The following is a 24,603-nucleotide window of genomic DNA, read 5'->3' on the forward strand; positions in this document are numbered from 1 at the left end:
AGCCATGAGGATTGGCGTCGTTGTCAGTGCGGTCGTTGCGGTTGTGGTGTCGTTTCTCGGCTCCGGTGCGTGGATAGGGACGCCCATTACCGAGGCAGCCGGCGGGGCGCTCAGTGCCACGTCGACGCTGGTGGCTCCCGCTGGTCCCGCGTTCTCGATCTGGTCGGTGATCTACACCGGTCTCATCGTCTATGCCGTCTGGCAGTTATTACCCGGTCGAACTGCACGTCACGACGCCTTGCGGGCACCGGTCATCGCGTCGATGTTGCTCAATCCGGCGTGGATTCTCGCGATTCAGTTCGGGCAGGTGTGGCTCAGCGTGGTGGTCATCGTCGCGCTGTTGGCCGCTCTCGTGCGCGTGTTCGTACTCCTGCAACAGCAGCGGCCGGAATCTGTGGTCGACGCGGTGATCACCGACGGCACGATGGGTCTCTACCTCGGGTGGGTGTGCGTGGCCACCATCGCGAACATCTCGGCGTGGCTGGTCGATCTCGGAGTCACCGGTGGCGCGACGGTCTGGGCAGTCGTCGTACTCGCCGTCGCAGCACTGGTCGGGGTGACTCTGGCGCGTTACTCGGACGGAGCGATCGCTCCGATGCTCGCCATCGTGTGGGGACTGGGATGGCTGGCGCAGGGGCGTCTCGGTGGCGAGCTGACGAACGCCGCGGTCGGATGGACGGCTGTATTTGCCGCAGCGATCGTCGCCGTTGTGACGGTGGGAATCAGGCTCCGATCACGGCGATCGACGGTCAGTCAGGCGGCGTAGTACTTCCGCCACTGCGTTTCGAGGAAGTCGGACAGCGAACTCCCCGAATCGTTGGTACGCCAGGCGACGTGACCGTCGGGTCGGACGAGTACTGCTCCGGACTCACCTACCTCGTACAGCGATATCAGTTCGTTGCGATCGACGCCGACGGGTGCGTCCAGTACGACGAGCGACATACCCGGGCGTACATCACGCATACCAGCAATCAACGGTTCCCACGCAGAACCGTCGAAGGTGAACAGCGTCAACATGTTCGGGTCCAGCACGTCGTGCGGCGAGACGAGTTGCCCGTCGACCGAGACGAGCGCGTGCGGCATTCGCGCACCGGGGTACGTGGTGGGCACGTAATCGACAACATCTTCCACGGGCTTCGTCGACGCGTCCTGGGCGATCAGTGGACTGTCGTAGAGGTAGCCGAATTGCAGGCCGGTGGAGACGAAATGCTCCAACTGCAGTGGAATCGCCGCGGCAATTTGGGCACGCAGTTCCGCCGACCCGGGGACGTCCGGGCGCAGGCTTCGTGACCGACTCATCTGCTTGCGGGTTGCTGCAGCCGCGATGGGCGCGATCAGTCGGCCCGGAATCTTGTTCAGTGGTGCCCGGCCCATGGCTTGAGTTGCCTTGGCCAGCATGGCGTTGGTGATCCCGACCCGCTTGCCGATGTCGTCCATGCGGAAGTGGTTGGCCACGCTCTGTTCGGCGAACTTCTCCACCACGGGCCGACGCTCGGTGTCGTAGGTGTCCAGCAGCTCCGGGCCTGCCGCACCAGAGAGCACGGCATCGAGCTTCCACGCGAGGTTGTGGGCATCCTGCACTCCCGAATTGAGCCCGAAGCCGCCGGTGTGCGGAAAGCGGTGAGCGGCATCGCCCAGCAACAGCAGCCGATCGTGGCGGAAGGTGTCGGCCGTCTGCGACGTCATCACCCACGTGCCCGTCGATTCGAGCGTGAAGTCGTTCGTACCCAACGCCTTCGGTAGCGTCTTCTCCCAGAATCGGCGGCCATTCCTGGCGATCTCCTGCGCTGGGTGCAGATAGGCCGTCATCAGGATGTAGCGGTGGTCGGCGTGCGAGATGAGCACTCCGCACAGGTCCGGGGTGTAGATCCAACTCAACAGCGGACGCGCGTCGTCGGGAAACAGCGTTGTCGACGTGAAGAACGCACTGCCCATGTTGGCCAGTACCGGTCCGGTCAGCGATATCCCGGCCGCGTCGCGGGTCGCGCTGTTGGCACCGTCGCAGGCAAGGACGTACGGCGCACCGAGTTCGTCGACGTCACCCGTCAGGGTGCGGAAGGCGATGCGCGCGTCACCGGAGTTCGATTCGACCGATTCGACGGAGACTCCGCGGCGAAATTCGATCAGCGGTTCGGCGTCCACGGCGTCCCACAGCACGGGCATCAGAATGTGCTGGCCGATGTGCGACACCATGTACGGGCTCTGGCTTTCCACGATGGCTTTGCGTTCGGGATCGGACAGCAGATCGATCGACCCGATCGCGTCTCCGGCCAGGTCACCGTACCAGCTGATCAGATTGACCTGTTCGTGCGGAGGCGACATCGCCGCTATGGACTTGGCCAGTTCGGGGCTGTACTCGTTCCAGATCTCCAGTGTCCGAGCATTGATGACGTGAGCCGCCGGATGGAACAACGGACTGGTTCGACGCTCCAGCAATACCGTTCGAATACCCCTGCGCGCCAGCAGAAGCGCTGCAGTGGTACCCGCCGGCCCGGCGCCGATGATGACGACAGGAGTGCTCATCGGACGACGGTTTCCTGGGTCCCCAGGTCGATCGACCCGTCCGGAGTGCGAATGGTGGCGGTGACGACGTCGTCGACCGAAAGGTATTTCGGGTTCTTGGCTTGGCGTGCGAAGAAGAACTTCCACTTCAGCGCCGGTGGGATGAGTTCTCCGATCTTCTGGATTGCTCTGGGCGGCGCGGAGATTGCCGTGCCGATCGGCGTTCCGGTCAACAGGACATCGCCTGCGGTCATGTTCTGAAAACGGGCCAGTCTGGTGAAGGCCTCGGCGGGCGGAGTGATGAGGTCGCCGCCGATGGTCTGGTCCTGACGGATTTCCCCGTTGACCGCCAACGTCATCCGTAGCTCGGGCAGTCGTCGAAGCTCGTCGTTGTCGAGCAGCACCAGCCGAGGGCCGAGTGGAGTGAAGGTGGGATACGACTTGCTCTCGTACACCTGCACTTTCGTCAACTGGATCTCCCGAGCCGACACGTCGTTGGCCACGACGAATCCGGCCACATAGGACGCGAGGTTGTCGTCGGTGACGGTTGTCCCGATGGGGATATCGGCACCGACCACCACGCCCAGCTCGATTTCGTAGTCGAGCAGCGCTACCTCCGGTGGCTGCCGAATGGGATCGTTCGGGCCACTGATCGACGCGGACGACTTACGAAAGAACGTCGGCTGCAGGGTTTTCGGGTCTGAGCCGGCGTCGATCGCATGGGATCGGTAATTGAGCAACTGCGCCACCACTCGGCATGGTGCGGTGATAGGTGAGAGGAGTTCGAGCTCGGCGACATTCGTGCCTGCCCCCGACGCGGCGTCGATCGCCGACCGGTCGGCCAGCAGCTGACGGGTGGTCTGCGCAGTGGTGTCGATCTTGACGGCCTGGTCGCCGTCGAGACGCCACCAGCCGTCCGTGGTCCGAATGATGTTGATGGGCATAGCTTTCGATCCCCCCTAGCAATCGGTCACAAAGTTTTCGGTGTGATGGTCTTCTTGTTGGCGATCACCGGCCGGCCGGGCCTGGTTCCGGCCTCACGCTGCCGCAGTTCCTCGTGGGTCGCTCCGTTGCGGAGTCGGCTGAGGAGGTAGTCGGGGTCGATGTTGACGCCGATGGGATTGCGTGCGAATTCCTCGGTGAAGAAGAAGGCAGCGGTGTGGTCGGGGTCGAAGTTCTCCACTTGGAACTCGAGCCGAATGCCGTCGGGGTCCTCGTAGTACAGCGAGATCGTGGGTCCGTGGTTGATGGACCACACCGGAAGGATGCCCTGGCGCTTGAGCCGCACATAGTTCTCCAGAAGTCGTTCCAGCGATCGGAACGTCAGGGCGATGTGATCGATGCCGTAGGCCTTGCGCCGCAGCTTGGCGAAGGGGAACAGGAACTTCACCGGCTTGGGCACGGCGATGATCGCGAGTCGATGCGACTCGTCATCCCAGGTCAAGAACGTGATCTCGTCGTCCTGGTAGGCGATCTCGGCACCGAACACCGTGCCGTACCAGCGCACCATCTCCTCGGTTCGCGCCGATTTGACGACCCAATGCGCGATGTAGTCGGGCGCGACCCGTTGCGTTTCGATCGTCGGTGCATCGTGCGTTGCGCTCATGAATCGACCTTTCGTCGCGATCGGAGTGTGACCCAGATTAAGTGCAGTTTGACTGTCAGTCAATAAATTGACTGATGGTCAGTCGAAAATCCGGAATGGGTGCGGTGCCGAGCGTGTCGTTGTAACAGAGCAGTTGCTCTGTTACGGTCACGTCATGCCCCGCCCACGCGTGCACGATCTCGACCACCTACTGGATGTGGCCGAGGCGTTGGCCGTCGAGTCGGGCCCGGCCGCGGTCACCATTCGCGCGTTGTCTGAGCTGACCTCGGTGTCCAACGGGGCGATCTACCACGCGTTCGGGTCGCGGGCCGGACTCCTCGGCCGAGTGTGGTTGCGCGGCGCGCAGCGCATGCTCACCGTGCAGCGAGGGTCCGTGGACGACGCATTGGCGACGGGCACCGCGGTGGACGCAATAGTGGCTGCTGCGGATGCGCCGGCGCGCTTTCTACTCGATCATCCAACGGCCGGACAGTTTCTCATGATTGTGTCGCGTCGAGAGTTGCTGGGCTCGAACGATATTCCGGACGCGCTTGCCGACGACCTTCGTATGCTCGATTCGACGCTCGTCGAGTTGTTCGTGCGGTTGTCGACCGAGATGTGGAACCGAGCGGATCGCACGGCCGTAGCCGTGATCAAGGATTGCACCGTCGAGCTCCCTGCCGCGTTGCTCCTGCGGGGTCGCCGTGCGCCAGACGCATCGGTGCGCGAACGACTCGCTGCCGCCGTGCGCGGCGTCCTCACTCTTCCTCCGCCCCCTCCACCGCCGAAGTCTTCATAGCCTCGGCACCCTCGAAAGGTAGCTCACGATGACTCCTACGCTAGAAATTCGCAGTGACATAGCGATTTTGACGCTCGGCTCGGACGAGAATCGATTCTCACCGGACTGGCTCGATGCGGTCGACGCCCACTTGGACCAGATAGAGCGGTCGGCGCGCGGGCTGATCACAGTAGGAGCGGGCAAGTTCTACTCCAACGGACTGGACCTCGACTGGCTGATGGCCCATGGTGATCGCGCCGATTGGTACGTCGATCGAGTGCAGACGCTGTTCGCCCGAATACTCACGTTTTCGATACCCACCGCCGCGGCGGTCAACGGGCACAGTTTCGGTGCCGGAGCGATGTTCGCCATTGCCCATGACTACCGCTTCATGCGCGAGGATCGTGGCTACTACTGCTTTCCGGAAGCGGATATCAACATCCCTTTCACTCCCGGCATGTCCGCTCTGATTCAGGCGAAGCTCTCTCCGCAGACGGCCATGGTCGCAATGACCACGGGACATCGGTACGGGAGCGCGGAGGCCCTCACTGCAGGTCTCGTCGACGGCGTAGCGGCCGAGGACTCGGTGATCGATGCTGCGCTGGAGCGGCTCTCGGCAATTGCCGGTAAGGACAAAGCCACCATCGGAGCCATCAAGACGACCATGTTCGCGTCGGTCACCGCTGCGCTGCGTCAGGGCCGACAGTGACGTCGTAGTCGGTCGCGTCGCGCCGCGCAGGCGGGATCAGAAGGTGAACGCGGCCGACGAGGGTCAGAGCCGTGTCGGCGTCGGCACCGTCGAACACCGCTGTGTGGATGCCGCGCATGGCACCCGTGAGCAGTCGGGCTGAGGCAGGGAGGTCTGTGGCACTGTCGATCTGCCCTGCTTCGGCAGCGGCGCGGAGTAGTTCGGTGATGGCATCGACGAAGCTGTCGTGCCAACGCTCGGCTGTGCCTTCGGATTTGGGGACTCCGAGATTGCGGAACAGCACGTGCGTGCGCGGTGTCTCGTAGATGCTCTCGGCAGCTATTCGCAGAAATGTCTGCAGCTGCTCGAGTGGGGTGCTCGGCCAGCCGGCGTCCGCAGACCGTTCACGGATGCGTTCGATCAGAACGGTGGCGGCGTCGTCGACGGCGGCCTGAAAGAGTTGGCGTTTGTTGGGGAAGTGGTGGAAGGCCGTTCTGGGTGCCAGACCGCATTGGGCAGCGACACTTTCGATCGTGATGTCTGCGTAGTCGGCGTACCGAAGCAGCTCCTGGGTGGCTTCGATGAGGCGTGTCGGTGCGGGCCCGGGTTCGTCAGTGGTCGACGACCCGGCCCAGCGGTACAGCGTGGTGGTGTGGATGCCCAGGTCCGTGGCCACGGCTGCCGGGCTTTCGGAACCCCCGAACGCCCGTGCCACCGCCTCTCGGCGATCGGCGAGTGTGAATCTCGAGACCCTGGCCATGATCGTGACAGTCTAGTGCAGCATTCGTGCGAGGGACGGTAATAGAACTCGTGCAGGGACGATACCAACCATCGCCGCCTGCAGAGCATTGCGGCGACCCGAAATAGCATGTGGCCGTGAACGTTTGGCGTCGAGTTCCTTCATGGCGGTGGCGACGACGTCGGCCGGTGTCTGGTAGGTACCGGTGGCTGTGGCCGCATCGCCTATGACGTCGAAGAATTCGGTGTGGGTGGGGCCGGGGTTGAGTGCGAACACTCTGACTCCGTGTTGCGCTGCTTCGTACCACAGCGACTGGCTGAAGCTCAGCACGAAGGCTTTGGCGGCCGCATACACGGCAAGAGTCGGGACAGGTTGGAATGCCGTCGTGCTGGCCACATTGACGATGGTGCCTGCTGTGCGGGCGATCATGTCCGGCAGGAACGCCGAGCAGATGTCCACGACCGCGCGGATGTCGACGGCGACGAGTCGCTCGAAGTCGTCTGCGTCGCCGTCGACGAACGGTCCTTGGACCGCAAATCCTGCGTTGTTGACGATGAGGTCGATGCGCTCGGGAACGGCGGCGCGGAGCCGCCGACCACTGGCCTCCTCCGACAGGTCCCAGGGCACTGTTCGGCAGCGCACACCGTAGGTCGATTCGAGCTCGTCCGCCAGCGCTGTCAGACGATCTTCCCGTCGGGCGACGAGCACCAGATCGGAGCCGCGGGCAGCCAGCACACGCGCGAACTCGGCACCGATTCCGGAACTCGCGCCGGTGACCAGCGAGCGGCCCGGACTGTATCGACCAGCTGTGCGGCTCATCGGTCCGAGCGCCCGAGCTCAGCGGCCGAGCGACGGGCGAACTCCTCGTACGAGGTGGGTTCTCGTCCGAGCAGGGTCGGAAGAACCGTCAGGTCTCCCGCGGGCAGACCATGGCCGTCGTAATGGGTCATCATCGTGCGGTACGCCTGACGTGCATCTTCCGGCCAGTTCTTCATATCGCGGGGATTCGACGCGGCCTGCGCGCCGCGAACGATATGTCCGAGCGAACGCAGCTTCGTCGATCGCAGGGCATGACCGATGACGGTGGGGACTGCAGGCAGCACGTCGAGCGAGTTGGTCAGCGACGAGGGCGGGATTCGGATGGCGGTCACCGCATGCCCCAGCACGCGTGACCAGATCTCGGCCATCTGGTGTCGGGTGAGTTCGACCGTGGACAGGTCGTAGGTGCGGCCGGTGTGCGGCGACGGGTCGATCAGTACGTTCGCCGCGGCCTCGGCGACGTCGGCGAGATCGACGACACCCATGATGCTGTCCGGCGACACCGGGTACGGCATGACGCCTGCTTGCAGGAACTCCCACACTTCCAGGTAGTTCTGCATGTAGTGCGACGGCCTGAGCACCGTGGTGGGGATCCCGCTGTTGCGGAGCACACCCTCGGCGATGTCCTTCTGGTGATGGTGTGTCAGCTGATGCAGGTCCGGATGGATGACCGAGTGAAACACGATGTGCTGCAATCCACTTGCCGGAGTCGTCGCGATCAGGTGCTCGATGATCGGTCTTTCGTCGATGACCTGGGTCGGTGCCGCGTGATAGAGCACGTCGGCTTCGGCCAGGGCTCTGTCGAGCGTGTCGGTCGACCGCAGATCGCCTACGACGACCTCGGTTGCCCCGTCTCGACGGGTGGTCGCAGCCTGACTGTCGTTCTTCACGACAGCGCGGACGGGCATCTTCTGCGCGGTCAGCTGCCGGACGAGCAACCGTCCGATCCCGCCTGCGGCACTGGTCACTGTGATCATCGGACCTCCTCGATGGTGAGCGCGGCAACTCCGGCTCGGTTGCACATATTGCAGATGGACAGCAAATAACGCAAGAGGTCGACGCAAATGCCGACTCGATCTGCATTAGTCTCGGACGGTGCCCTCGAACGACGTCGACGATGCAGAGCAGTCGCGGCGCGCTCGCCCACGTCGCGATCGCCGTCAGGCGTTGATCGACGCCGCGATCGAGATGATCTCCGAAGGTGCCAGCGCAGACATCAGTGCGGCGGCGATCTCGCGCAGAGCGGGTGTGGCGCACGGGTTGCTCTTCTACTACTTCACCGACAAGCAGGGCCTGGTGCAGGCCGCACTGGCCGACGTTCTGGGCAAATTGTCCGACGCGCAGGGGCCGCAGTCCGAGGAGCGGACCGTCCGGGCTCGGCTGGAAGGATTCGTCCGACGGCACATCGAGTTTCTGCGGGATCACCGCGCGCTCTACCTGCGGGTGGTGCGCGAGGAGGAATTCGGCGAGGCAGGCGTCGAGAGCGCCCTCTGGCAGGCTCGGGCCGAGGGCGAGCGTCAGGTCGCAGCCTTGGCCGAACTCTCGGATCCGTTGCCGCCGCTGGTTGCTGTCGCAATTTCGGGGTGGACAGGCTTTCTCGATCGAACCGCCGATGCTTTGTTCGAGACGCCGGATCTCGATCTGGACGAATCGGTCGCGCTGATCGTCGACGCATTCGAGGCCGTGGTCGATTCCGCGACTCGCCGAGGGGCCGGGCCGCGGTGATCAGGTCGACCAGAAACTGCAAAGGCCGATTCCGAAAATTGCGCAGATTGCTCAATACCGAAGACTACTATTGCGCAGCCCGCCGGGTTCTGGTCGACTGACGCCGGTTGCATCACAGACGCGACTGACTCGGCGCTTCGCAATCCGAACGCTTGCCTCATGGAGTGACGGGACCCATCCGGTCCCGCCACGTCCACTCGATGCAATCTTTCGTCGCCTATTTCAGGAGTGCTCGCCATGACCAGCCTCAGCTCGACCACCGGCAATTCGACCGACGGAGACGCGGTCACCGGGGGGCGCGAAACCCTGCACGACATTTCCGAGCGGGTGCTGTGGCTGTCGACGTCGATGATCCATCACGCCAACCGAATCCGACCCAATCCGACGGGTCTCAAGGTGGGCGGTCATCAGGCGTCGTGCGCGTCGATGGTCACCATCATGACCTCGCTGTGGTTCGAGCAGCTCGAAGCGGGCGACCGAGTGTCGGTCAAGCCGCACGCGTCGCCGGTGCTGCACGCCATCAACTACCTTCTCGGTGAGTTGGACGAGAAGTATTTGACGACGCTGCGCTCGTACGGTGGGCTGCAGTCCTACCCGTCGCGCGCCAAGGATCCCGATACCGTCGACTACTCCACGGGGTCGGTGGGTATCGGTGCGACGGCACCTATTTGGGGCGCAATGTCGCGTCGTTTCGTCGACTCCGCATTTTCCGCGGACACCCCGAGTGGGTTTCGCGGACGGCAGTATTCGCTCGTCGGAGACGCCGAGCTCGACGAGGGTGCCGTGTGGGAAGCCGTCATCGATCCGGGCATCGGTGAGTTGGGCGAGATCGTTTGGATCGTCGACCTCAACCGGCAGTCCCTCGACCGAGTGGTGCCGAACATCGCCGCGCGTCGCCTCGAGAAGATGTTCGACGCGGCAGGCTGGCAGGTCATCACCGTGCGGTTCGGTCGGCTGCTCGAGAACCTGTTCGCGCGTACCGGTGGTGACGCCTTGCGGCGTCGCATCCTCGACATGCCCAATCCCGAGTATCAGCGGCTGTTGCGGTGCTCGGCGTCCGAATTGCGTGATCGACTGCCCGGCAACGGTTCCGATGCCGCGGCGATCACCGCGCTCATCGGTGACCTCGACGATCTGATTCTCACCGAGTCCATTCGCAATCTCGGCGGCCATGATCTCGACGCGCTGCGCGAGGCCTACGCGCAGATCGACGACACCCGGCCCACAGTCATCATCGCCTACACGGTCAAGGGCTTCGGGCTCCCTACGCAAGGGCACCCGCAGAACCATTCCTCCCTGTTGACGATCGAGGAATATGCCTCACTCGCAGACACTCTCGGCACGGATGCCGACTCGCCCTGGGGCCGCTTCGACGACGCCACAGCGGCCGGGCAGTTGTGCGCCGATGTCGCCGAACGGCTGCGCCGCGAGCCGGTGCCCGTCTCGGCACCGCCTGCAGTTCCCACCGACATCGGCCGTACTCCCAAGGGCACGGCCACGACGCAGGCCGCGCTCGGCCGCACCCTCATCGACCTGACGCGTGAGGCCCCGGATGCGGCTCGACGCGTCGTGACGGTCAGTCCCGACGTCAGCTCCACCACCAACCTCGGCGGTTGGGTCAACAAGGTCGGTGTCTGGTCGTCGTCGGAGCGGCACGACTGGTTCGGTGACGATGCCGAAACCATCATGCACTGGCGTGAGGGTCCCACCGGTCAACACATGGAACTCGGTATCGCAGAGACCAATCTGGTCGGATTGATGGGCGAGCTGGGTGCAACGTGGAGTCGGTGGGGAGAGCCATTGTTCCCCATCGGGGTGATGTACGACCCGTTCGTCGAACGCGCCCTCGAACCGTGGTCGTACGGCATCTACGCGGGTGGTCAGTCGATTCTGGTCGGTACGCCGTCAGGCGTCACGTTGGCTGCGGAAGGTGGTGCGCACCAGTCGATCAAGACTCCATCGATCGGTCTGGAGCAGCCCGGGTGCATCTCGTACGAGCCGGCTTTCGCCATCGACGTCGAGTGGACGTTGCTCGCCAGCATCGCGAAGTTGGGTCGTCCCGACGGCACCTCGGCGTACCTGCGTCTGTCGACCCGTCCGGTCGATCAGACGTTGGCCGACGTGCCCAGCGATCCGGCGGCGCGCGAACGCAGGCGCAAGCAGGTGGTGGCCGGCGGCTACCCTCTCGTCCGACGAGACGGAGCCACCGTCACGATCGCAGCGATGGGTGCGCTCATGCCCGAAGCACTCGACGCGGCAGCACGTTTGGAGCGGATCGGCATTCTCGCGGACGTCCTGTGCATCACGAGTCCGGGCCAGCTCTATCGAGCCCTCCAGGCTCGCCAGGGACACGGCGACGCGGAGTCGTGGATTCTCGATCAGCTGTTGCCGGCCGATCGGGCGACACCGATGGTGACCGTCCTCGACGGCCATCCGCACACGCTGGCGTTCCTGGCCACGGTGAACCGTGTGGCGTCGACGTCGTTGGGTGTCAGCAACTTCGGTCAGGTGGGCTCTCTGGACGAGGTGTACAAGCATCATCACATCGACACCGATTCGATCGTTGGTGCCGCTCTGGATGTCACCGGGCAGTAGTGCCGCGGGTGCTCATTCGTCCACCCATTCCAGGAGGTCTCCGGGTTGGCAGTGCAGCACCCGGCACATGGCGTCGAGGGTGCTCAGTCGTACTGCTTTGGCCCGTCCGTTCTTGAGGACTGCGATGTTGGCAGGCGTCAGGCCGACGCGTTCGGCAAACTCGCCGACGCTCATCTTCCGCCTGGCCAACTGAACATCGATGCGCACCACGATGGCCATCAGATGACCGCGTCCATGTCGCTGCGCAGTTCCGTGGTCTGACTGAGCAGGGTCCTCATGACGACCATCAACAGTGCGGCGACGGCGACGACGACGACGAGCAGGAAGAGCAGTAGCGGCAGGCCTGGGTCGTCGGCTCCGAATCCGACGTAGAGAAAGACGCCGACCAGCACCACCCAGGCCGCGACGATCGACCACGTGATCGTGTCTACCCACACCAACGAAGCGCGGGTGAAGATGGCGTTGCGGTTCACCATCGTCAGCAACTTCCATGTCGCGATCACGACCACCTGAATGCACAGCACCCAGAAGATCGACACGATGGTCAGCGGCCATCGCAGGTACGCGGATTCGGGAGATTCCTGGGCCATGTGGGCGAACTGCCCGGGCAACGACATGACTTGCATCAGCACCAGCACCGCGAACAACGCGGCGAGAAACAGGCGAAGCAACAGGACTACCGCTCGATATCCTTTCAGCATTTAGCGAGTATCGACAGGAATCTATCGAAAGTCAATAGATCAATACGGTGTCCGGATCATTCAGTTCCGATTGACAGTGGGCGTACGGTTGTAACATTCGGCGAGGGCCAACGCCGTAGGTTGCTCGTTCACGGCGAAGGGTGTGATGGCCGCATCGTATGGGGGCGGGACCACGTGACCGATCGGACATCCGAGCAAACGCCGGACGATTCGGCTGCCGAGAGAGCGGCCGCAGCCGCGTTCGACGAGCAGATCGCGGCGGCACTCCCGAGGCGATCACACGTGCCGGGTGCGACGACGTATTTCGCGGAAGACACCTTCGAGGCGCTCGATGTGTTCCGCGGAATATTGCTCGAGCACAGCCGATTCGAGACTGTGCTGCAGGGCCTGTGCGAGCAGGCCGTCGTGGCAATTCCCGGGGCGGATATGGCGGGAGTGACCCTGCTGCATCATGATTCGGAGAATCCTGCCACCGCTGCATTCTCGGACGCTCGTGTGGTGGACATCGATGCCGATCAGTACCGAGCGGACGAGGGGCCGTGTCTCGAAGCTGCGCGCCACGATCGGTTGGTGTGCGTCCGAGTCGACGAGATCACCACTCGCTGGCCTGCATTCGCAGCCGCAGCAGCAGACATCGGAGTGCAGAGTTACCTGTCGGCACCGCTGGCAGTCGATTCCGAGCATGCAGGCTCGCTCAACATCTACGGCTTCGATGCCGGTGGCTTCAACGATATCGACGAAGTGGTGGTGAAGATGTTCGTCACGTCGGTCGAAGCGGCAGTATGGAATTCCCGGCACACGGCTGAGGCGAAGCAGGAAGTCGTCGGTCTTCGTGCGGCGATGGCGACCAGGGCCACCATCGAGCAGGCCAAGGGCATCCTGATGGCAACGCAATCTATGACTCCTGGGGCCGCGTTCGCCGCGTTGGTTCAGCAATCGCAGCGAGAGAACACGCGAGTTGCCGTGTTGGCGGCTCGGATGGTCGATTCCGTCGGCCGATGGCAGGATGCCGAAGGGCCGTAGTGTCGGGGTCACACGGTCCACCGAGCACCATCAATGGTTCAGCGAAGCCGAACGATCTGCATCTCCGAAGGTCGAGAAGGTCAAGGCCCATGACGGACACTCCGATTTACGACGAACTCCAGCATTTTCTCGACATCGACACCGGCGGGGGGAGTCGGAAGATCGAGCCGGTAGCTCGGGCCGTTCCGGCCCCGGTAGCCGTGCACGGCCCACCCCGACATCAGAGGGGCTGACGGCAAACCCAGGGGGGCTCAGTGCGACGCAGTGGGGACGACGGCCGCGTGGACGTCGCCGCTGTAGGACGCCGGTAGTGGACTGCTGCACAGTGTGCGTGCCTCGTCGGTCGAAATTCCGAGTGCGCGGAGCACTCGCTCGGTGGTGCCGTCGACCGTCGCCGCTTCGTCGCGGTCGGGCTGTGCAAGGAGCAGACGGCCCATGGAAAGCAGTGAACCGGCGACGATCGCGAGGGCGAGATCCGGGTCGTCGACGTCGAATCTCCCCTGCGCTGCGGCCGATTCGATATCGCGACGCGACCGTGGTGCCAGGCCACCGGCCGCGGCGAACGCGGCGGCCTCGGAGTTGAGCAGGACGCGGCTCAGTTGCGGTTCGAGGCGGAACAGGCGCCCGGACAGTCTGAACGATTGGGTGAACTTCTCGACCGGGTCCTCGAAACCGACGGTGAGCGAATCGAGGTAGTCGCCGACGGACTTGAGAGCGGCGTCGATGGCGGCCTGCCACAGTTCTTCTTTGCTCTCGAAATAGTTGTAGAACGAGCCGTTGCTGACGTCGGCGGCCTGCGTTATTTCGAGCACGGGTGCGTTGGTGTTCCCGTTGGCGAGCAACCCTTGGGCGGCCTGGATCAGCGCGGCCCTGGTGCGTGCCTTGCGGCGCTCGACGCGGTTGCCTTCGGTCACGATCTGCTCCTGCTCTGCGGTGTCGATGCAGCCTATCGCGAATCAATGATGACGAATTCGTCAAAAAGCCTTGACGTACGGCCGTGTCGTGAGTGACGATATCGTCAACACCTTGCGAAGGCAGGGGTATCGACTTCCGGCGGCACCGAAGGACCTCATGACGACGAACGCGACGATCCCGCAGTACCGCACCGATCTGTACTCCACCGATGCGATTCTCGATCCGTACCCCAACTACGCCCGGCTACGCGCCCTCGGCCCGGTGGTGTGGCTGCCGCGGCAGCAGGTGTTCGCCGTCTCGCGCTACGCGGACTGCAAGGCCGTACTGCTAGACGACGAGACCTTCATCTCGGGGGACGGCGTGGCACTCAATCCCGTCGCCAATCGGCTCGGCCGCGGAACGACACTGAACAGTGACGGCGACGAGCATGCAACCAAGCGATCGGTGCTGGCGCATCGACTCACGCCGAAGGCCGTCCGAAAGATGAAGGCGGCGGTGCAGGAGAAGGCCGAGGCCATCGTCGACGCGGCACTGAAGAAACAATTCGTCGACGGCGTGGACGATCTCGCGACAGCGCTGCCGATGTCGATCGTGCCCGATCTCGTCGGGTGGCCGGAGGACGGACGCGAGGATCTACTCCGTTGGGCTGGTGCGACATTCGACTCCCTCGGCCCCGTGAATCGACACTCGATCACCGCTGTCAAGGGTGCCGCAGAGATGCTTGCGTTCTCGCGGCGCGTGGTGCGAGATCGATCGGTGATTCCGGGAAGCATGGGCGACGACGTTCTGAAGGCCGCCGACGACAACAAGATTCAGAAGTCGGCATGTCCCGCGTTGATGATCGACTACCTCGGTCCCTCGCTCGATACCACCATCGGAGCGATTTCCGGTGCCCTCGACCTGTTCGCGCGGCACCCCGAGCAGTGGCAGGCGATCAGGCAGGACCCGGACCTGATACCCAATGCGATCAACGAGGTCGTTCGATACGAGTCGCCGATCAGAGCATTCTCGCGTCGAGCGGTCCGTGACGTCGAGATCGACGGATCACGAATCCCGAAAGGTGCTCGCGTACTGGTGGTCTACGCGTCGGCGAACCGCGACGAGCGTGAATGGGACAACGCCGACGCCTTCGACATCACCCGTGACGCCGCGCGGCAACTCGGCTTCGGTTCCGGCGTGCACGGGTGCGCCGGTCAGGGGCTTGCTCGTCTCGAAGCCCAGACCATGCTCCGGGTGCTGGCGCAGCGGGTCGAGAAGTTCGTTCCCGCAGGAACACCCATACGAGCTGTCAACAACGTCATTCATCGATACGAACGGTTGCCGCTCAAATTGGTGGCAGCAGAAGGGACACAGCCATGAGGATCGACGTCGATTGGGATCGCTGCGAGGGCCACGGCATCTGTGCCGAACAGGCACCCAAGGTGTTCAGCCTCGATGACGAGGGCGAACTGCACTACGCCTTCGATGGCAACGACATTCCCGACGACCTCGCGGCCTCGGCCCGGTCTGCGGTCGGCGTGTGTCCGGTGGCGGCACTGCGAGAACAGGCGTGAGCTCTCTCGAGAGCAGGATCGTCGTCGTCGGAGACTCCATAGCCGCGTGCACCGCTGTCCGCGAACTGAGGGCCCGCGGACACAAAGGTCCACTGACGATGATCGGGGCCGATGCCGATGGTTGCTATGCCCGGCCGCCGTTGTCCAAGCACGTGCTCAAAGGCGACCCAGCCGAGGCGGAAACGTGGGATCTGTCGGACCTCGGGATCGAGGCGATCGGTGATCGGGCCGTATCGGTGAATGCCGAGGCCCACACAGTCACGACCGCCGCCGGTACCGATGTTCCGTACGATCGGTTGATCGTCGCCACCGGAGCGGCCGCACGTCGCATCGCGGCTCCCGGGCAAACGGGCGAGACGGTACTGCGGACCTTCGACGATGTTCGGGCACTACGCCCGAAACTCGATGCGGCGCAGACGGCGATCGTCGTCGGTGCCGGATTCCTCGGCATGGAGGTCGCCAGTGCGTGCGTTTCTCGCGGAATCGCAGTCACCGTTGTGGACGTCGACCCTCCGTTGACACGGCTACTGGGTACCTACCTGTCCGACGCGATTACCGCCCGGGCCGAGGCAGCGTCGGTCGAGTTTCTCGGCGCGGACAGCCCGGTTACGTTGACGGGCAACCCCGTCACCGGGATCGAGTTCGAGGGACGCACCCTCGACGCCGATGTGGTGGTCACCTGCGCCGGTGATGTGCCCGAGACCGAGTGGTTGAACGGTACCGGTATCGCCGATGATCGAGGTGTTGCCATCGACGAGCGCTGCGCCACAGCAGTTCCCGACGTGTTCGCCGCAGGCGACGTCGCGTATTCACGTGCCGGTTCCGGTCGAGCGCCGTTCTGGTCCAATGCCGTCGCGCAGGGCAAGGTTGCCGCGGCCTCCGCACTCGGCCTCGAACCCACGTGTGCGCCCACCGACAACTACTTCTGGACCGAGATTCTGGGACTGTCCATCAAGGTCGTCGGTCCTCTTCCGCTACTGGGTAATCCGACCGTGCTAGAGGGTTCCGTCGACGACGGATCGGCGCTGCTGCAGTGGAACCACGAGGACGGCCGCACGACCATCGTTGCCTACGGCATGAAGAAGGCTGTCGGCCTGCTCCGACGGCTTGCTCGCGAATCCGCTGTTCCCACTACGTAAGGAATTTCATGGCTATCGGCTCTGCGTCCGGTCTGGTTCGTCGTCTTCCCGAGGCGGTCGGGCTCGCCCGGGCAGCGATCGGCATCGCCCACATGGTTGCGCCCACTCGCGCCAACGAACTCCTCGCCGGGCCCGACGCGGCGGTGGCGACGACGCGAGCTGCGGCTCGCACCTTCGGAATTCGTGAAATATACATCGGCGGCGGGCTCTACGCGGCAACTCGGTACGCGCCGAAGGCCGTGCGCACTCTGCTGCGAGCAGGTGTGGCCGTCGACGTCTGGGACACCGCGGCGTTCGCGCTCACCGCTCACCTGCCGCAACGAACGAGAACGGCCGGCTGTGCAATCGCCGGAGGTTTCGTGATCGCCGGCGCGCTGGCAGACCTGCAACTGGACCGGTAGTCGGCGGTGGACAACATCGCTCGAGTCGTTCGCGCGGCGAGCATCAGTGCTGTTCGCCTCTACAACCGATTGGAAGTGACCGTAGCGCAACCGGTTCCGGATACCCCCGTGCTGTTCGTCGCCAACCACAGGTTCGGCGGAGTCATCGATCTCAATGTGTCCGCATTCGCGGCCGCATACGACGAGCTCGGTATCGACCGCGAGTTGATCACGCTGACCCACCAGATCGCGTGGACTCTGCATGCCGAGAAACTGATCGAACCGTTCGGTGCCAGGCCCGCCGGGCGACAAACGGCCCTGGACGCTTTTGCGGAGGGCAGCAGTGTCCTGGTCTTCCCGGGCGGTGACGTCGATGCTTTGAAGTCGTGGCGGCATCGCAACGACATAATGTTCTCGGGTCGGACCGGGTTCGCCCGTTTGGCAATCGAGGCGGGGGTGCCGGTCGTCCCCGTCGTCACAGCGGGAGCGGGGGAGTCCCTGCTGGTACTCAGCAGTGGTAAGCGGTTGGCGAAGGCGCTGAGGTTGGACAAGGTACTGCGGCTCAAAACGTTTCCGTTGTCGGTGTCCATTCCGTGGGGCGTCAATCTCGGTCTGGTCGGGCTTCTTCCGTACCTGCCGCTCCCCACCAAACTCGAGACGTCGGTGCTCGCGCCCATGCTTCCCGACGCCGACGAGTCGGCGGAGGAGTTCGCGGGGCGGGTGCACGGGGCGATGCAGGCCGAGCTCGAAAAATTGACGAAGAATCGGCGGCCTCTCATCGGATGACTCGCCGAGCCGGCGATGCAGTCATACTCGGACCATGCGCTCGAAGCAGAAGATTCTCGACGCCACCCTCGGGCTCATCGTCCAGGGTGGGTTCGAGGATGTCACCATTGCCGCGGCTGCGCGGGCTGCGGGCGTGACGCGTCAGACGGTGTATTCGATTTTCACCACCCGTGAGGACATGATCTCCGAGGCCATGGTCGGCCTTGTCGTCAGCATCATCGGTGGCATCCGAGAGGAGGCCGATCGAGCCGAAACGCCATCGGAGTTCATCGTCGAGATGATCGTGTCCGCACGCAACCTCGTTCGCAGCGAGCCTGTGCTCAACTCGCTGCTACGTTCTGGCAACGCCAACCCGTTGTTCGATCCGGACGTCGTGGATCGGGCCGAGCCAGTGGCGCGTCAATTCCTCGATGGCTACATCGAACGGAACCCACAATTCGATTCGACTCGGTTCGAAGGTATCGAGCGAGTGCTGGTTCGAGTGGCGCTGTCCGTCATCCTGTTCGACGACGCGCAGATCCACGACAACGACGGTTTGCGGTCATACCTGCGGCGCTGGCTGATTCCGCTCCTGTTCTGACGGACCCCCAAAAACTTGACACCATAAGCCGCATCTGTCTAGTTTTGCTTCGCACGTGCACGTGACACAGGTCTCGATGCGCGCTGCTGCACACCATTGGGGGGTACGTGTCGAATTTGAATCGCCGGTCGTTTCTCGGCGCGACTGGAATTGCGGGATTGGCCGCACTGTCGGGCGCGGGGGTGGCGCGAGCAGCGGGCGGGCGACGCGTCCAGATCCCGCTGACCCGCGAGGATCATCGTGTGGTGATCATCGGATCGGGGTTCGGCGGTGGCGTCGCCGCATTGCGCCTGGCCGAAGCCGGGGTGCCGGTTCTGGTGCTCGAGCGCGGAAGGCGTTGGAACACAGGCCCGAACGCAGACACGTTTCCCGATGCCACGTCACCGGACAAGCGGATGCTGTGGCACGGTTCGAGTCCCAACCTGTTCGGTAGGCCAGTTCCGTTCGATCCGTACGTCGGCCTCCTCGAGGCGGTGCCCGGAGACCACATGACTGCGCTGTGCGCGGCCGGTGTCGGAGGCGGATCCCTGATCTACCAGGGAATGACACTGCAGCCATCGCAGCCGGTGTTCGAGGAACACTTTCCGGCCGGCCTGGATTGGCCGACTCTGAATCGGGTGCACTACCCACGCGTGGCACGGATGTTGCAGCTCCAACAGGCCCCCGACGAGTTGATCGGTACGCCCAATTATCAAGCGGCGCGGGTGTTTGCGGCCAATGCTCGTCGAGCGGGTCTGCCGGTGTCCAAGATCCCGATGCCGATCGACTGGAACTTCGCCCTCGACGAGACGCGCGGGGTGATGGCACCGTCGTACACCGATGGGTCCGGCGCATTCGGAGTCAACAACGGCGGTAAGCACTCCGTGGACGTAACCTACATCGCGGCCGCCGAGGCGACGGGGCTGGCCACGGTTGCGACACATCACCACGTCACAAGTGTCGAGCGGCGTGACGACGGCCGTTGGACGGTGTATGTCGATCGAATCGACTCCGACGGAACGGTACTGGAAAACAAGGTACTCACCGCCGGCGCATTGATCATGGCGGCGGGCAGCCTGAACACCACGAAGCTGCTCGTGCGTGCCGGTGCCACCGGAGCGATCTCGGACTTGCCGGACCAGCTCGGACAGGGTTGGGGCACCAATGCCGATCGCATCTACGTGTGGTCGAGTATCGAGCATACTTTCGGTGCGCCCCAGGGCGGTCCGGTGGTGTTCGGCAGTCTGAACTGGGACGACCCGAATACTGCGCACACCGTCATCCAGGCCTCGATACCGCCGTTGTCGTTCGATGCCCACAGCACGATGCTCGTCGGGTACGGAGTCAGCAGCGGCCGCGGCCATTTCGGCTACGACTCCTCCATGGACCAGGTTCGACTACATTGGCCGGCCAACGGCGACAGCCTGATACAGGACGGTTCGATCGATCCGACGGTTCGTCGTATCGCCGGATCGGGCAGTGTTCTCACCGATACCAATGCACTGTTCCCGTCCACCTGGCATCCGTTGGGTGGGGCCAACATGGGCGCGGTATGTGATCTCGACGGTCGCGTGCACGGCCAGCGAGGCCTGTATGTACTCGACGGGGCACTCATGCCCGGCACCACCGCAGCGTGCAACCCATCCATGACCATCGCCGCACTGGCCGAACGTGCGTTGGACAACATCGTTGCCGACGATATCGGCTCCGTTATCTGACCCCCACCAGAAAGAGACCGATGCATCTGTACCGCAACATGATCGGCGTCGCAGTCACCGCCGTGCTCGCGTCTTCCCTGACCGTGCTCGGCAGCTCGGCCGCGAATGCCGACCCCGTCGACGACTTCTACGTCCCTCCAGTTCAGGTCGTCGACGACCCGGGGGCCGTGTTGCGGACACAGCCGATGTCACTGTTCGCGGCTCTGCCCGGTGCGGACGGTGCCTACCCCGTTCAGGCGCAGCGGGTGCTGTACTCGTCACGGACGCAGGACGATACGCCGGTGGGCGTGTCGGGCACGTTCATCGAGACCGAGGTGCCCTGGCGCGGTGCAGGCCCGCGGCCGACCATCGTCGTCGCGCCCGGCACGGTGGGTCAGGCCGATCAGTGCGCTCCTTCTCGTGCGTTTCCGACGACTGTCAACGCTGTGACACAACCATTGTCGATTTCGTTCAATCAGGAGTTGTTGTCTTCCACTCTGTGGGGATCAATGGGTGCCAACGTATTCGTGACCGACTACATCGGGTTGGGAACGCCCGGTGTGCACACCTATGTCAATCGTGTCGAGCAGGCTCATGCGGTGCTCGACGGTGCCCGCGCCGCGAACGAGCTTCTCGGTGATACCGATGCACCCGTTGGTATCTGGGGCTACTCCCAGGGCGGTGGGGCGGCAGCCGCGGCGGCCGAACTGGCCTCGGAGTACGCACCGGGGCTGAATGTGAAGGGCACCTGGGCCGGAGCTCCCACAGCGGACTTGCTCGAGGTGTTGAAGACCGTCGACGGGACGCTGATCGGAGGTGTGATCGGCTATGCCCTCAACGGGTTCGTAGAGCGGGATCCGAGCTTGCTGCCGCTCGTCGAAGAGCGACTCACCGATCACGGCAAGGCAGTGCTGAACGATCTGTCGACGCAGTGCATCGGCGACACCATTCTGAAGTACCCGTTCCTGCGAACCGAATCGTTGACCGCGGACGGTAAGTCGATGCTCGAGAATCTGGGCACCATTCCGCAGGCGGGTCGCATCCTCGAGGCTCAGCGGATCGGTCGTAGTACTCCGAACGCACCGGTGATGATCACCAGCGGACTCAACGACGACACCGTGCCGTACGGTCAGGCCCGGCAGTTGGCTCAGGATTGGTGTGGGCGAGGGGCCACGGTGGAGTTCCGAACCAACCCGTTGCCGCCGATTCTGCAGGGTGCGGTGTTGCCCAACCACTTCGGGCCGCAGCTGATCGACGGGTACGGCGGCGCCGCTGCAAAGTTCCTGATGGATCGGTTCGCCGACGTCCCCACGGCACCATGCTCCATCGACTGATCGGCGGCCGCAGGCGCTGGCGGCCGGTGCGAGAATTCGTACTGCGCAATCGTTGTCCCGCAGCCTCGACCGTCGAGCAGCGTGCCCATGACTATGTGGCGATAGCAGACGCGTTCGGGCTGTGCTGGCCGCCGGATGGGCAGCGTGCCAGGGCACTGCTGACCAGTTTCGGCGATCGGGATCCGGATGCCGTCCTTGCCGCGATGCGCCCGATTGCAGCTCCGGTTCAGCTCCACCCGGTGGTGCGGGTGTGGAATCGTGCCGTCGACTAGCGCAGCGTCGACACCGCTGCGCTCGACCCTGTTGCGGTCGCAGCGTCGAGTGGAGGCTGTGATTGCAGGCGGTGGCCCGGACATCGTCTTTCAGCCGATCGTCCGTGCACGCGATGGTGTGATCGAGGGATACGAGGCCCTGTCGCGTTTCCCTGCCGGTGGCGGTGATACCGAGGCGTGGTTCGCCGATGCAGCGCAGTGCGGCCTCGGTCCTGCTCTGGACAGATCTGCGGCCGTCAAGGCATTGGGCGAATCAGCGCGTCTGCCGGATGGTTGCTTCGTTGCGGTGAACCTCAGTGCTGCAACGCTACTGGTCGATGCTGCCCTCGTGGATGTGCTGCTCGACTTCGGCCGACGACGGTCACTGGTAATCGAGCTCACCGAACATGCCGCCCAGGACGACGAGGACGCGGTGATGGCGGTGTTGGCCGAACTTCGACGCGGCGGCGTCGCTGTCGCAGTGGACGATGTGGGATCCGGATACGCAGGTATGCGGCAGCTCGTCGTGCTCGAGCCGCAGATCATCAAACTCGACGCGTTCGTCGTTCACGGCATGAAAGGCAATCGCGTGAAGTCGGCCTTGGCCGAACTGGTGCTCGAGTTCGCGCGAAAAACGGAGGCCAGGTGCGTGTTCGAGGGCATCGAGACGGACGACGACCTCGAAGCGGCCACGTCGATCGGGGCCGACCTGCTGCAGGGCTTCCGAGTGGGCCGTCCTGCAACGGTGTGATCCGATCTGACCAGCAGGTTGAGTACCGCCCAACTGTGGGTATGCGGAGGATTAGGAACGAGACGAGTTCCGAAGGCCGATGCGGTCGAACGGGAGACACGCGGCACCACCACCGAGGGTGAATCGAAGGAGACGGATCGATGGCCGATGACGACAGTGACGTCAAGACGGAGTTCGATGACCTCGTCAACATGACGGCGAAGGAACTCGACGAGTTTCTCGGCACCGACGACTCGAAGGACGTCGGGCAAAAGAAGGAAGGCGGCGAGTCGACGGGCCACGAGAGCGGCCGCCGGATCGTCGAAATCCTGAAGACGAAGAAGGCGGACCTGTCCGACGACGACTACGAGCACATGCGAAAGGTCGTCGGCTACTGCAAACGACACCTTGCGCAGCGGCCCGACGGGGACATCACCGACACCAAATGGCGCTACTCGCTGATGAACTGGGGCCACGACCCGAAGAAGAAATGATCTCGCTTCGCTGGCGGGAGGTCTGCTCCACTCGGGGCCTCGGTCGCGAGGATTCTCCGACTCGGGGCCCAGAGTAGAGCACAAGTTGCACACGCACCGACACTGGGCTGATTCAGCTGGGATGGGTGGACATCTTCACGTGCGGGATTCCCGCTTCCAGGTATTGCTCTCCCACTCGAGTGAATCCGAATCGCCCGTACCATTTTTCGAGGTGAGCTTGCGCGGACATTTCAACCACCCCGGGGTACGCCTTCAGCGCGGCCTCGACGAGCTGTCCGGCATAACCGCGCCCACGCCCCGCAGCCGCAGTCGCGACGCGACCGATGTGGACCGTGTCGTCGACGAGCACTCGGAGAGTGGCCAACACCTCGCCGTTTTCGTCCTGGATCCAGAACAATTCGGTCGTCGGAAGTAGGTCCGCGCCATCGAGTTCGGCCTCGTCGACGATCTTCTGTTCGTGCACGAAGACCGCTACCCGCAGCGCCATGATGCGGTAGAGGGTGCTCGGATCGACGCGCGAGAGCGGTGCGTGATGGAGGGTGGTCATCGGGTCCGTTTCGTCAGCTTCGATTTTGATCGTCACACCGCGAGCGGCACAACGGTTCCCGGTGCAGCGTCGTTGTATCGCGCCGTGATCTTGTTCAGTTCCAGCTGGTAGTACAGGCTCTGCAAGCCGAACACGAACGTGAGTAGAAGCCCGACGATCGAGCTGCACGTCGGCTGAAGGCCGGCCGCGCGTTGGGCGTCGGCGATGCGGTTTCCGGTGTTGTAGTAGCTGATCAACGGCGCGATGATGGTCCAGCCGAGGAGGAGCAGAACCAGCAACGGGCCGGCGACCGGCGGGTCGACCTTGCGTCGGTCGAAGTCGGCCATCTCACGGTGGATGAGGTAGTACCAGACGAAGTGGTAGATGCCGAGAGTGATCAGCGGCAACAGAATCCAGACCACAACGGGATTTCGCCGCTTCATAGCGCTACCTTGGGCAACCGGACCGGTCATGACACTCCCCCCACAACCTTGTCGGACACGACAGACGCCGCATGTCCGTGGACCGCACGATTCTCCCACGTCGGTGGGTCCGTACGCGAGGTCTCGCTCCGTGCGGGAACACTCCGCACGGTCACTACACGAGAATGCGGTCGATGGAACGGATCAGCGCTCGATCCAGGTCGACGATACCTCGGTTGAATCTCGTCGCTTGGGGAATCATGTTTTGGTGGACGACGACGAGGTTCTGGCGGTGTTTCGGCATGCATTCGACTGCGCGCGCAGCGGTGACGCCTCGTGGTTGCAGTCGTTGTTCGAGGCCGGAGGGTCCGTCGACCTGACCAACGACAAGGGCGACACACTGCTGATTCTGGCGGCGTATCACGTACAACCGGGTGCGGTGAGCACACTGCTGACACTGGGGGCTGCGGTGGATCGCGTGAACGACAACGGCCAGACAGCGTTGGCGGCCGCGGTCTTTCGTCGGTCGACGTCCATTGTGCGGATGTTGCTGGAGGCAGGCGCAGACCCCGCAGCCGGAGCTCGATCGGCACACGCAATCGCCCAGTACTTCGAGTTGGACGACATGGCAGCGATGCTGACCGAGCCCCAGCCGGGGTAGC

Annotated in this window: 29 protein-coding genes; 18 read left to right on the forward strand and 11 right to left on the reverse strand. The window is 63.8% G+C overall.

The window, feature by feature from the left end:
• Positions 1-4: 4 nt before the first annotated feature.
• Positions 5-766, forward strand: a complete 762-nt coding sequence (locus CH285_RS08320) for a TspO/MBR family protein (protein WP_032389692.1) — start codon at positions 5-7, stop codon at positions 764-766.
• Here CH285_RS08320 and CH285_RS08325 read toward each other — a convergent pair.
• The 3 genes from CH285_RS08325 to CH285_RS08335 are packed head-to-tail and all read right to left on the reverse strand — an operon-like array spanning position 754 to position 4,108.
• A complete protein-coding gene (locus CH285_RS08325; protein WP_032389693.1) occupies positions 754-2,523 on the reverse strand; it encodes an FAD-dependent monooxygenase in 1,770 nt (589 codons plus the stop codon). The two genes, CH285_RS08320 and CH285_RS08325, sit on opposite strands and share 13 nt — an antisense overlap.
• Complete coding sequence (locus CH285_RS08330) at positions 2,520-3,446, reverse strand: fumarylacetoacetate hydrolase family protein (RefSeq protein ID WP_094643302.1); 927 nt, start codon at positions 3,444-3,446, stop codon at positions 2,520-2,522. Before CH285_RS08330 ends, CH285_RS08325 begins: the two co-directional genes overlap by 4 nt.
• Positions 3,447-3,472: 26 nt before the next feature.
• Positions 3,473-4,108: a VOC family protein gene (locus CH285_RS08335; protein WP_032367048.1), complete on the reverse strand. Its 636-nt coding sequence runs from the start codon at positions 4,106-4,108 to the stop codon at positions 3,473-3,475.
• A gap of 154 nt (positions 4,109-4,262) precedes the next feature.
• Here CH285_RS08335 and CH285_RS08340 point away from each other — a divergent pair, with 154 nt between their 5' ends.
• A complete protein-coding gene (locus CH285_RS08340) occupies positions 4,263-4,886 on the forward strand; it encodes a TetR/AcrR family transcriptional regulator (RefSeq protein WP_072692027.1) in 624 nt (207 codons plus the stop codon).
• Between the two features lie 28 nt (positions 4,887-4,914).
• Positions 4,915-5,574, forward strand: coding sequence for an enoyl-CoA hydratase/isomerase family protein (locus CH285_RS08345; RefSeq protein ID WP_027495442.1), 660 nt, complete (start codon positions 4,915-4,917; stop codon positions 5,572-5,574).
• Here CH285_RS08345 and CH285_RS08350 read toward each other — a convergent pair.
• Genes CH285_RS08350 through CH285_RS08360 form a run of 3 tightly spaced genes read right to left on the reverse strand, consistent with a single transcriptional unit; the run spans position 5,543 to position 8,088 of the window.
• Positions 5,543-6,313, reverse strand: a complete 771-nt coding sequence (locus CH285_RS08350) for a TetR family transcriptional regulator (protein WP_094643303.1) — start codon at positions 6,311-6,313, stop codon at positions 5,543-5,545. The genes CH285_RS08345 and CH285_RS08350 overlap by 32 nt on opposite strands.
• Positions 6,314-6,325: 12 nt before the next feature.
• The gene (locus CH285_RS08355; RefSeq protein WP_094643304.1) at positions 6,326-7,111 is read right to left on the reverse strand and encodes an SDR family NAD(P)-dependent oxidoreductase; all 786 of its coding nucleotides are present in this window, start codon (positions 7,109-7,111) and stop codon (positions 6,326-6,328) included.
• Positions 7,108-8,088, reverse strand: coding sequence for an SDR family oxidoreductase (locus CH285_RS08360; RefSeq protein WP_094643305.1), 981 nt, complete (start codon positions 8,086-8,088; stop codon positions 7,108-7,110). The genes CH285_RS08355 and CH285_RS08360 overlap by 4 nt, the downstream gene beginning before the upstream one ends.
• A 118-nt stretch (positions 8,089-8,206) precedes the next feature.
• Here CH285_RS08360 and CH285_RS08365 point away from each other — a divergent pair, with 118 nt between their 5' ends.
• Entirely contained in the window at positions 8,207-8,836 is a 630-nt protein-coding gene (locus tag CH285_RS08365) for a TetR/AcrR family transcriptional regulator (protein WP_094643306.1), read from the forward strand.
• A 237-nt stretch (positions 8,837-9,073) separates the two neighbouring features.
• Positions 9,074-11,431, forward strand: coding sequence for a transketolase-like TK C-terminal-containing protein (locus CH285_RS08370; protein WP_094643510.1), 2,358 nt, complete (start codon positions 9,074-9,076; stop codon positions 11,429-11,431).
• A gap of 12 nt (positions 11,432-11,443) precedes the next feature.
• Here the strand turns inward: CH285_RS08370 and CH285_RS08375 are convergent, their stop codons facing one another.
• Complete coding sequence (locus tag CH285_RS08375; protein WP_032374896.1) at positions 11,444-11,650, reverse strand: helix-turn-helix domain-containing protein; 207 nt, start codon at positions 11,648-11,650, stop codon at positions 11,444-11,446.
• Positions 11,650-12,132, reverse strand: a complete 483-nt coding sequence (locus tag CH285_RS08380; protein ID WP_094643307.1) for a DUF2975 domain-containing protein — start codon at positions 12,130-12,132, stop codon at positions 11,650-11,652. Before CH285_RS08380 ends, CH285_RS08375 begins: the two co-directional genes overlap by 1 nt.
• Positions 12,133-12,306: 174 nt before the next feature.
• On the opposite strand from CH285_RS08380, the gene CH285_RS08385 reads away from it, so the two are divergent.
• Complete coding sequence (locus CH285_RS08385) at positions 12,307-13,155, forward strand: GAF and ANTAR domain-containing protein (protein ID WP_141214915.1); 849 nt, start codon at positions 12,307-12,309, stop codon at positions 13,153-13,155.
• 251 nt (positions 13,156-13,406) lie between these two features.
• On the opposite strand, the gene CH285_RS08390 is transcribed toward CH285_RS08385, so the two are convergent.
• Positions 13,407-14,069: a TetR/AcrR family transcriptional regulator gene (locus CH285_RS08390; protein ID WP_094643308.1), complete on the reverse strand. Its 663-nt coding sequence runs from the start codon at positions 14,067-14,069 to the stop codon at positions 13,407-13,409.
• A 157-nt stretch (positions 14,070-14,226) separates the two neighbouring features.
• On the opposite strand from CH285_RS08390, the gene CH285_RS08395 reads away from it, so the two are divergent.
• From CH285_RS08395 to CH285_RS08440, 11 genes are all read left to right on the forward strand, one after another.
• Positions 14,227-15,429 (forward strand): cytochrome P450, encoded by a 1,203-nt coding sequence (locus CH285_RS08395; protein WP_094643309.1) that lies wholly within the window; start codon positions 14,227-14,229, stop codon positions 15,427-15,429.
• A complete protein-coding gene (locus tag CH285_RS08400) occupies positions 15,426-15,623 on the forward strand; it encodes a ferredoxin (RefSeq protein WP_027495453.1) in 198 nt (65 codons plus the stop codon). The genes CH285_RS08395 and CH285_RS08400 overlap by 4 nt, the downstream gene beginning before the upstream one ends.
• On the forward strand, positions 15,620-16,762 hold the full coding sequence (locus tag CH285_RS08405; protein ID WP_094643310.1) for an NAD(P)/FAD-dependent oxidoreductase: 1,143 nt from the start codon (positions 15,620-15,622) through the stop codon (positions 16,760-16,762). Before CH285_RS08400 ends, CH285_RS08405 begins: the two co-directional genes overlap by 4 nt.
• An 8-nt stretch (positions 16,763-16,770) precedes the next feature.
• Positions 16,771-17,163 (forward strand): hypothetical protein, encoded by a 393-nt coding sequence (locus CH285_RS08410; protein ID WP_032367038.1) that lies wholly within the window; start codon positions 16,771-16,773, stop codon positions 17,161-17,163.
• Between the two features lie 6 nt (positions 17,164-17,169).
• A complete protein-coding gene (locus tag CH285_RS08415; protein WP_094643311.1) occupies positions 17,170-17,928 on the forward strand; it encodes a 1-acyl-sn-glycerol-3-phosphate acyltransferase in 759 nt (252 codons plus the stop codon).
• Between the two features lie 34 nt (positions 17,929-17,962).
• Positions 17,963-18,508 carry a TetR/AcrR family transcriptional regulator gene (locus CH285_RS08420; protein WP_094643312.1) on the forward strand — a complete coding sequence of 182 codons (546 nt, stop codon included), beginning with the start codon at positions 17,963-17,965 and terminating at the stop codon, positions 18,506-18,508.
• A gap of 107 nt (positions 18,509-18,615) precedes the next feature.
• Positions 18,616-20,205: a GMC oxidoreductase gene (locus tag CH285_RS08425; RefSeq protein WP_094643313.1), complete on the forward strand. Its 1,590-nt coding sequence runs from the start codon at positions 18,616-18,618 to the stop codon at positions 20,203-20,205.
• Positions 20,206-20,225: 20 nt separating this feature from the next.
• Entirely contained in the window at positions 20,226-21,518 is a 1,293-nt protein-coding gene (locus CH285_RS08430) for a lipase family protein (RefSeq protein WP_032389704.1), read from the forward strand.
• Positions 21,503-21,790 (forward strand): hypothetical protein, encoded by a 288-nt coding sequence (locus tag CH285_RS27845; RefSeq protein ID WP_032389705.1) that lies wholly within the window; start codon positions 21,503-21,505, stop codon positions 21,788-21,790. The genes CH285_RS08430 and CH285_RS27845 overlap by 16 nt, the downstream gene beginning before the upstream one ends.
• Positions 21,777-22,520, forward strand: a complete 744-nt coding sequence (locus tag CH285_RS08435; RefSeq protein WP_176458427.1) for an EAL domain-containing protein — start codon at positions 21,777-21,779, stop codon at positions 22,518-22,520. The genes CH285_RS27845 and CH285_RS08435 overlap by 14 nt, the downstream gene beginning before the upstream one ends.
• 140 nt (positions 22,521-22,660) lie before the next feature.
• Complete coding sequence (locus CH285_RS08440; RefSeq protein WP_094643315.1) at positions 22,661-22,993, forward strand: DUF3140 domain-containing protein; 333 nt, start codon at positions 22,661-22,663, stop codon at positions 22,991-22,993.
• 112 nt (positions 22,994-23,105) lie between these two features.
• Here CH285_RS08440 and CH285_RS08445 read toward each other — a convergent pair whose 3' ends face one another.
• Positions 23,106-23,540, reverse strand: coding sequence for a GNAT family N-acetyltransferase (locus CH285_RS08445; protein WP_094643512.1), 435 nt, complete (start codon positions 23,538-23,540; stop codon positions 23,106-23,108).
• A 32-nt stretch (positions 23,541-23,572) separates the two neighbouring features.
• Positions 23,573-23,962 carry a DUF4234 domain-containing protein gene (locus tag CH285_RS08450; protein ID WP_230593070.1) on the reverse strand — a complete coding sequence of 130 codons (390 nt, stop codon included), beginning with the start codon at positions 23,960-23,962 and terminating at the stop codon, positions 23,573-23,575.
• A gap of 247 nt (positions 23,963-24,209) precedes the next feature.
• Between CH285_RS08450 and CH285_RS28285 the strand changes: the two genes are divergently transcribed.
• Positions 24,210-24,602 carry an ankyrin repeat domain-containing protein gene (locus CH285_RS28285; RefSeq protein WP_255032505.1) on the forward strand — a complete coding sequence of 131 codons (393 nt, stop codon included), beginning with the start codon at positions 24,210-24,212 and terminating at the stop codon, positions 24,600-24,602.
• Position 24,603 lies beyond the last annotated feature (1 nt).

Source organism: Rhodococcus sp. 05-2256-B1 (genome assembly GCF_002258465.1).
Classification (GTDB): domain Bacteria; phylum Actinomycetota; class Actinomycetes; order Mycobacteriales; family Mycobacteriaceae; genus Rhodococcoides; species Rhodococcoides fascians.

What these genes read in the sequence shown, in the direction of transcription:
- CH285_RS08375 (WP_032374896.1), bottom strand. Translation starts at nt 11,650, where the DNA reads ATGGCCATCGTGGTGCGCATCGATGTTCAGTTGGCCAGGCGGAAGATG.
- CH285_RS08360 (WP_094643305.1), bottom strand. Translation starts at nt 8,088, where the DNA reads ATGATCACAGTGACCAGTGCCGCAGGCGGGATCGGACGGTTGCTCGTC.
- CH285_RS08350 (WP_094643303.1), bottom strand. Translation starts at nt 6,313, where the DNA reads ATGGCCAGGGTCTCGAGATTCACACTCGCCGATCGCCGAGAGGCGGTG.
- CH285_RS08335 (WP_032367048.1), bottom strand. Translation starts at nt 4,108, where the DNA reads ATGAGCGCAACGCACGATGCACCGACGATCGAAACGCAACGGGTCGCG.
- CH285_RS08340 (WP_072692027.1), top strand. Translation starts at nt 4,263, where the DNA reads ATGCCCCGCCCACGCGTGCACGATCTCGACCACCTACTGGATGTGGCC.
- CH285_RS08430 (WP_032389704.1), top strand. Translation starts at nt 20,226, where the DNA reads ATGCATCTGTACCGCAACATGATCGGCGTCGCAGTCACCGCCGTGCTC.
- CH285_RS08325 (WP_032389693.1), bottom strand. Translation starts at nt 2,523, where the DNA reads ATGAGCACTCCTGTCGTCATCATCGGCGCCGGGCCGGCGGGTACCACT.
- CH285_RS08330 (WP_094643302.1), bottom strand. Translation starts at nt 3,446, where the DNA reads ATGCCCATCAACATCATTCGGACCACGGACGGCTGGTGGCGTCTCGAC.
- CH285_RS08320 (WP_032389692.1), top strand. Translation starts at nt 5, where the DNA reads ATGAGGATTGGCGTCGTTGTCAGTGCGGTCGTTGCGGTTGTGGTGTCG.
- CH285_RS08355 (WP_094643304.1), bottom strand. Translation starts at nt 7,111, where the DNA reads ATGAGCCGCACAGCTGGTCGATACAGTCCGGGCCGCTCGCTGGTCACC.
- CH285_RS27845 (WP_032389705.1), top strand. Translation starts at nt 21,503, where the DNA reads ATGCTCCATCGACTGATCGGCGGCCGCAGGCGCTGGCGGCCGGTGCGA.
- CH285_RS08440 (WP_094643315.1), top strand. Translation starts at nt 22,661, where the DNA reads ATGGCCGATGACGACAGTGACGTCAAGACGGAGTTCGATGACCTCGTC.
- CH285_RS08445 (WP_094643512.1), bottom strand. Translation starts at nt 23,540, where the DNA reads ATGACCACCCTCCATCACGCACCGCTCTCGCGCGTCGATCCGAGCACC.
- CH285_RS08380 (WP_094643307.1), bottom strand. Translation starts at nt 12,132, where the DNA reads ATGCTGAAAGGATATCGAGCGGTAGTCCTGTTGCTTCGCCTGTTTCTC.
- CH285_RS08400 (WP_027495453.1), top strand. Translation starts at nt 15,426, where the DNA reads ATGAGGATCGACGTCGATTGGGATCGCTGCGAGGGCCACGGCATCTGT.
- CH285_RS08450 (WP_230593070.1), bottom strand. Translation starts at nt 23,962, where the DNA reads ATGAAGCGGCGAAATCCCGTTGTGGTCTGGATTCTGTTGCCGCTGATC.
- CH285_RS08395 (WP_094643309.1), top strand. Translation starts at nt 14,227, where the DNA reads ATGACGACGAACGCGACGATCCCGCAGTACCGCACCGATCTGTACTCC.
- CH285_RS08410 (WP_032367038.1), top strand. Translation starts at nt 16,771, where the DNA reads ATGGCTATCGGCTCTGCGTCCGGTCTGGTTCGTCGTCTTCCCGAGGCG.
- CH285_RS08420 (WP_094643312.1), top strand. Translation starts at nt 17,963, where the DNA reads ATGCGCTCGAAGCAGAAGATTCTCGACGCCACCCTCGGGCTCATCGTC.
- CH285_RS08370 (WP_094643510.1), top strand. Translation starts at nt 9,074, where the DNA reads ATGACCAGCCTCAGCTCGACCACCGGCAATTCGACCGACGGAGACGCG.
- CH285_RS08345 (WP_027495442.1), top strand. Translation starts at nt 4,915, where the DNA reads ATGACTCCTACGCTAGAAATTCGCAGTGACATAGCGATTTTGACGCTC.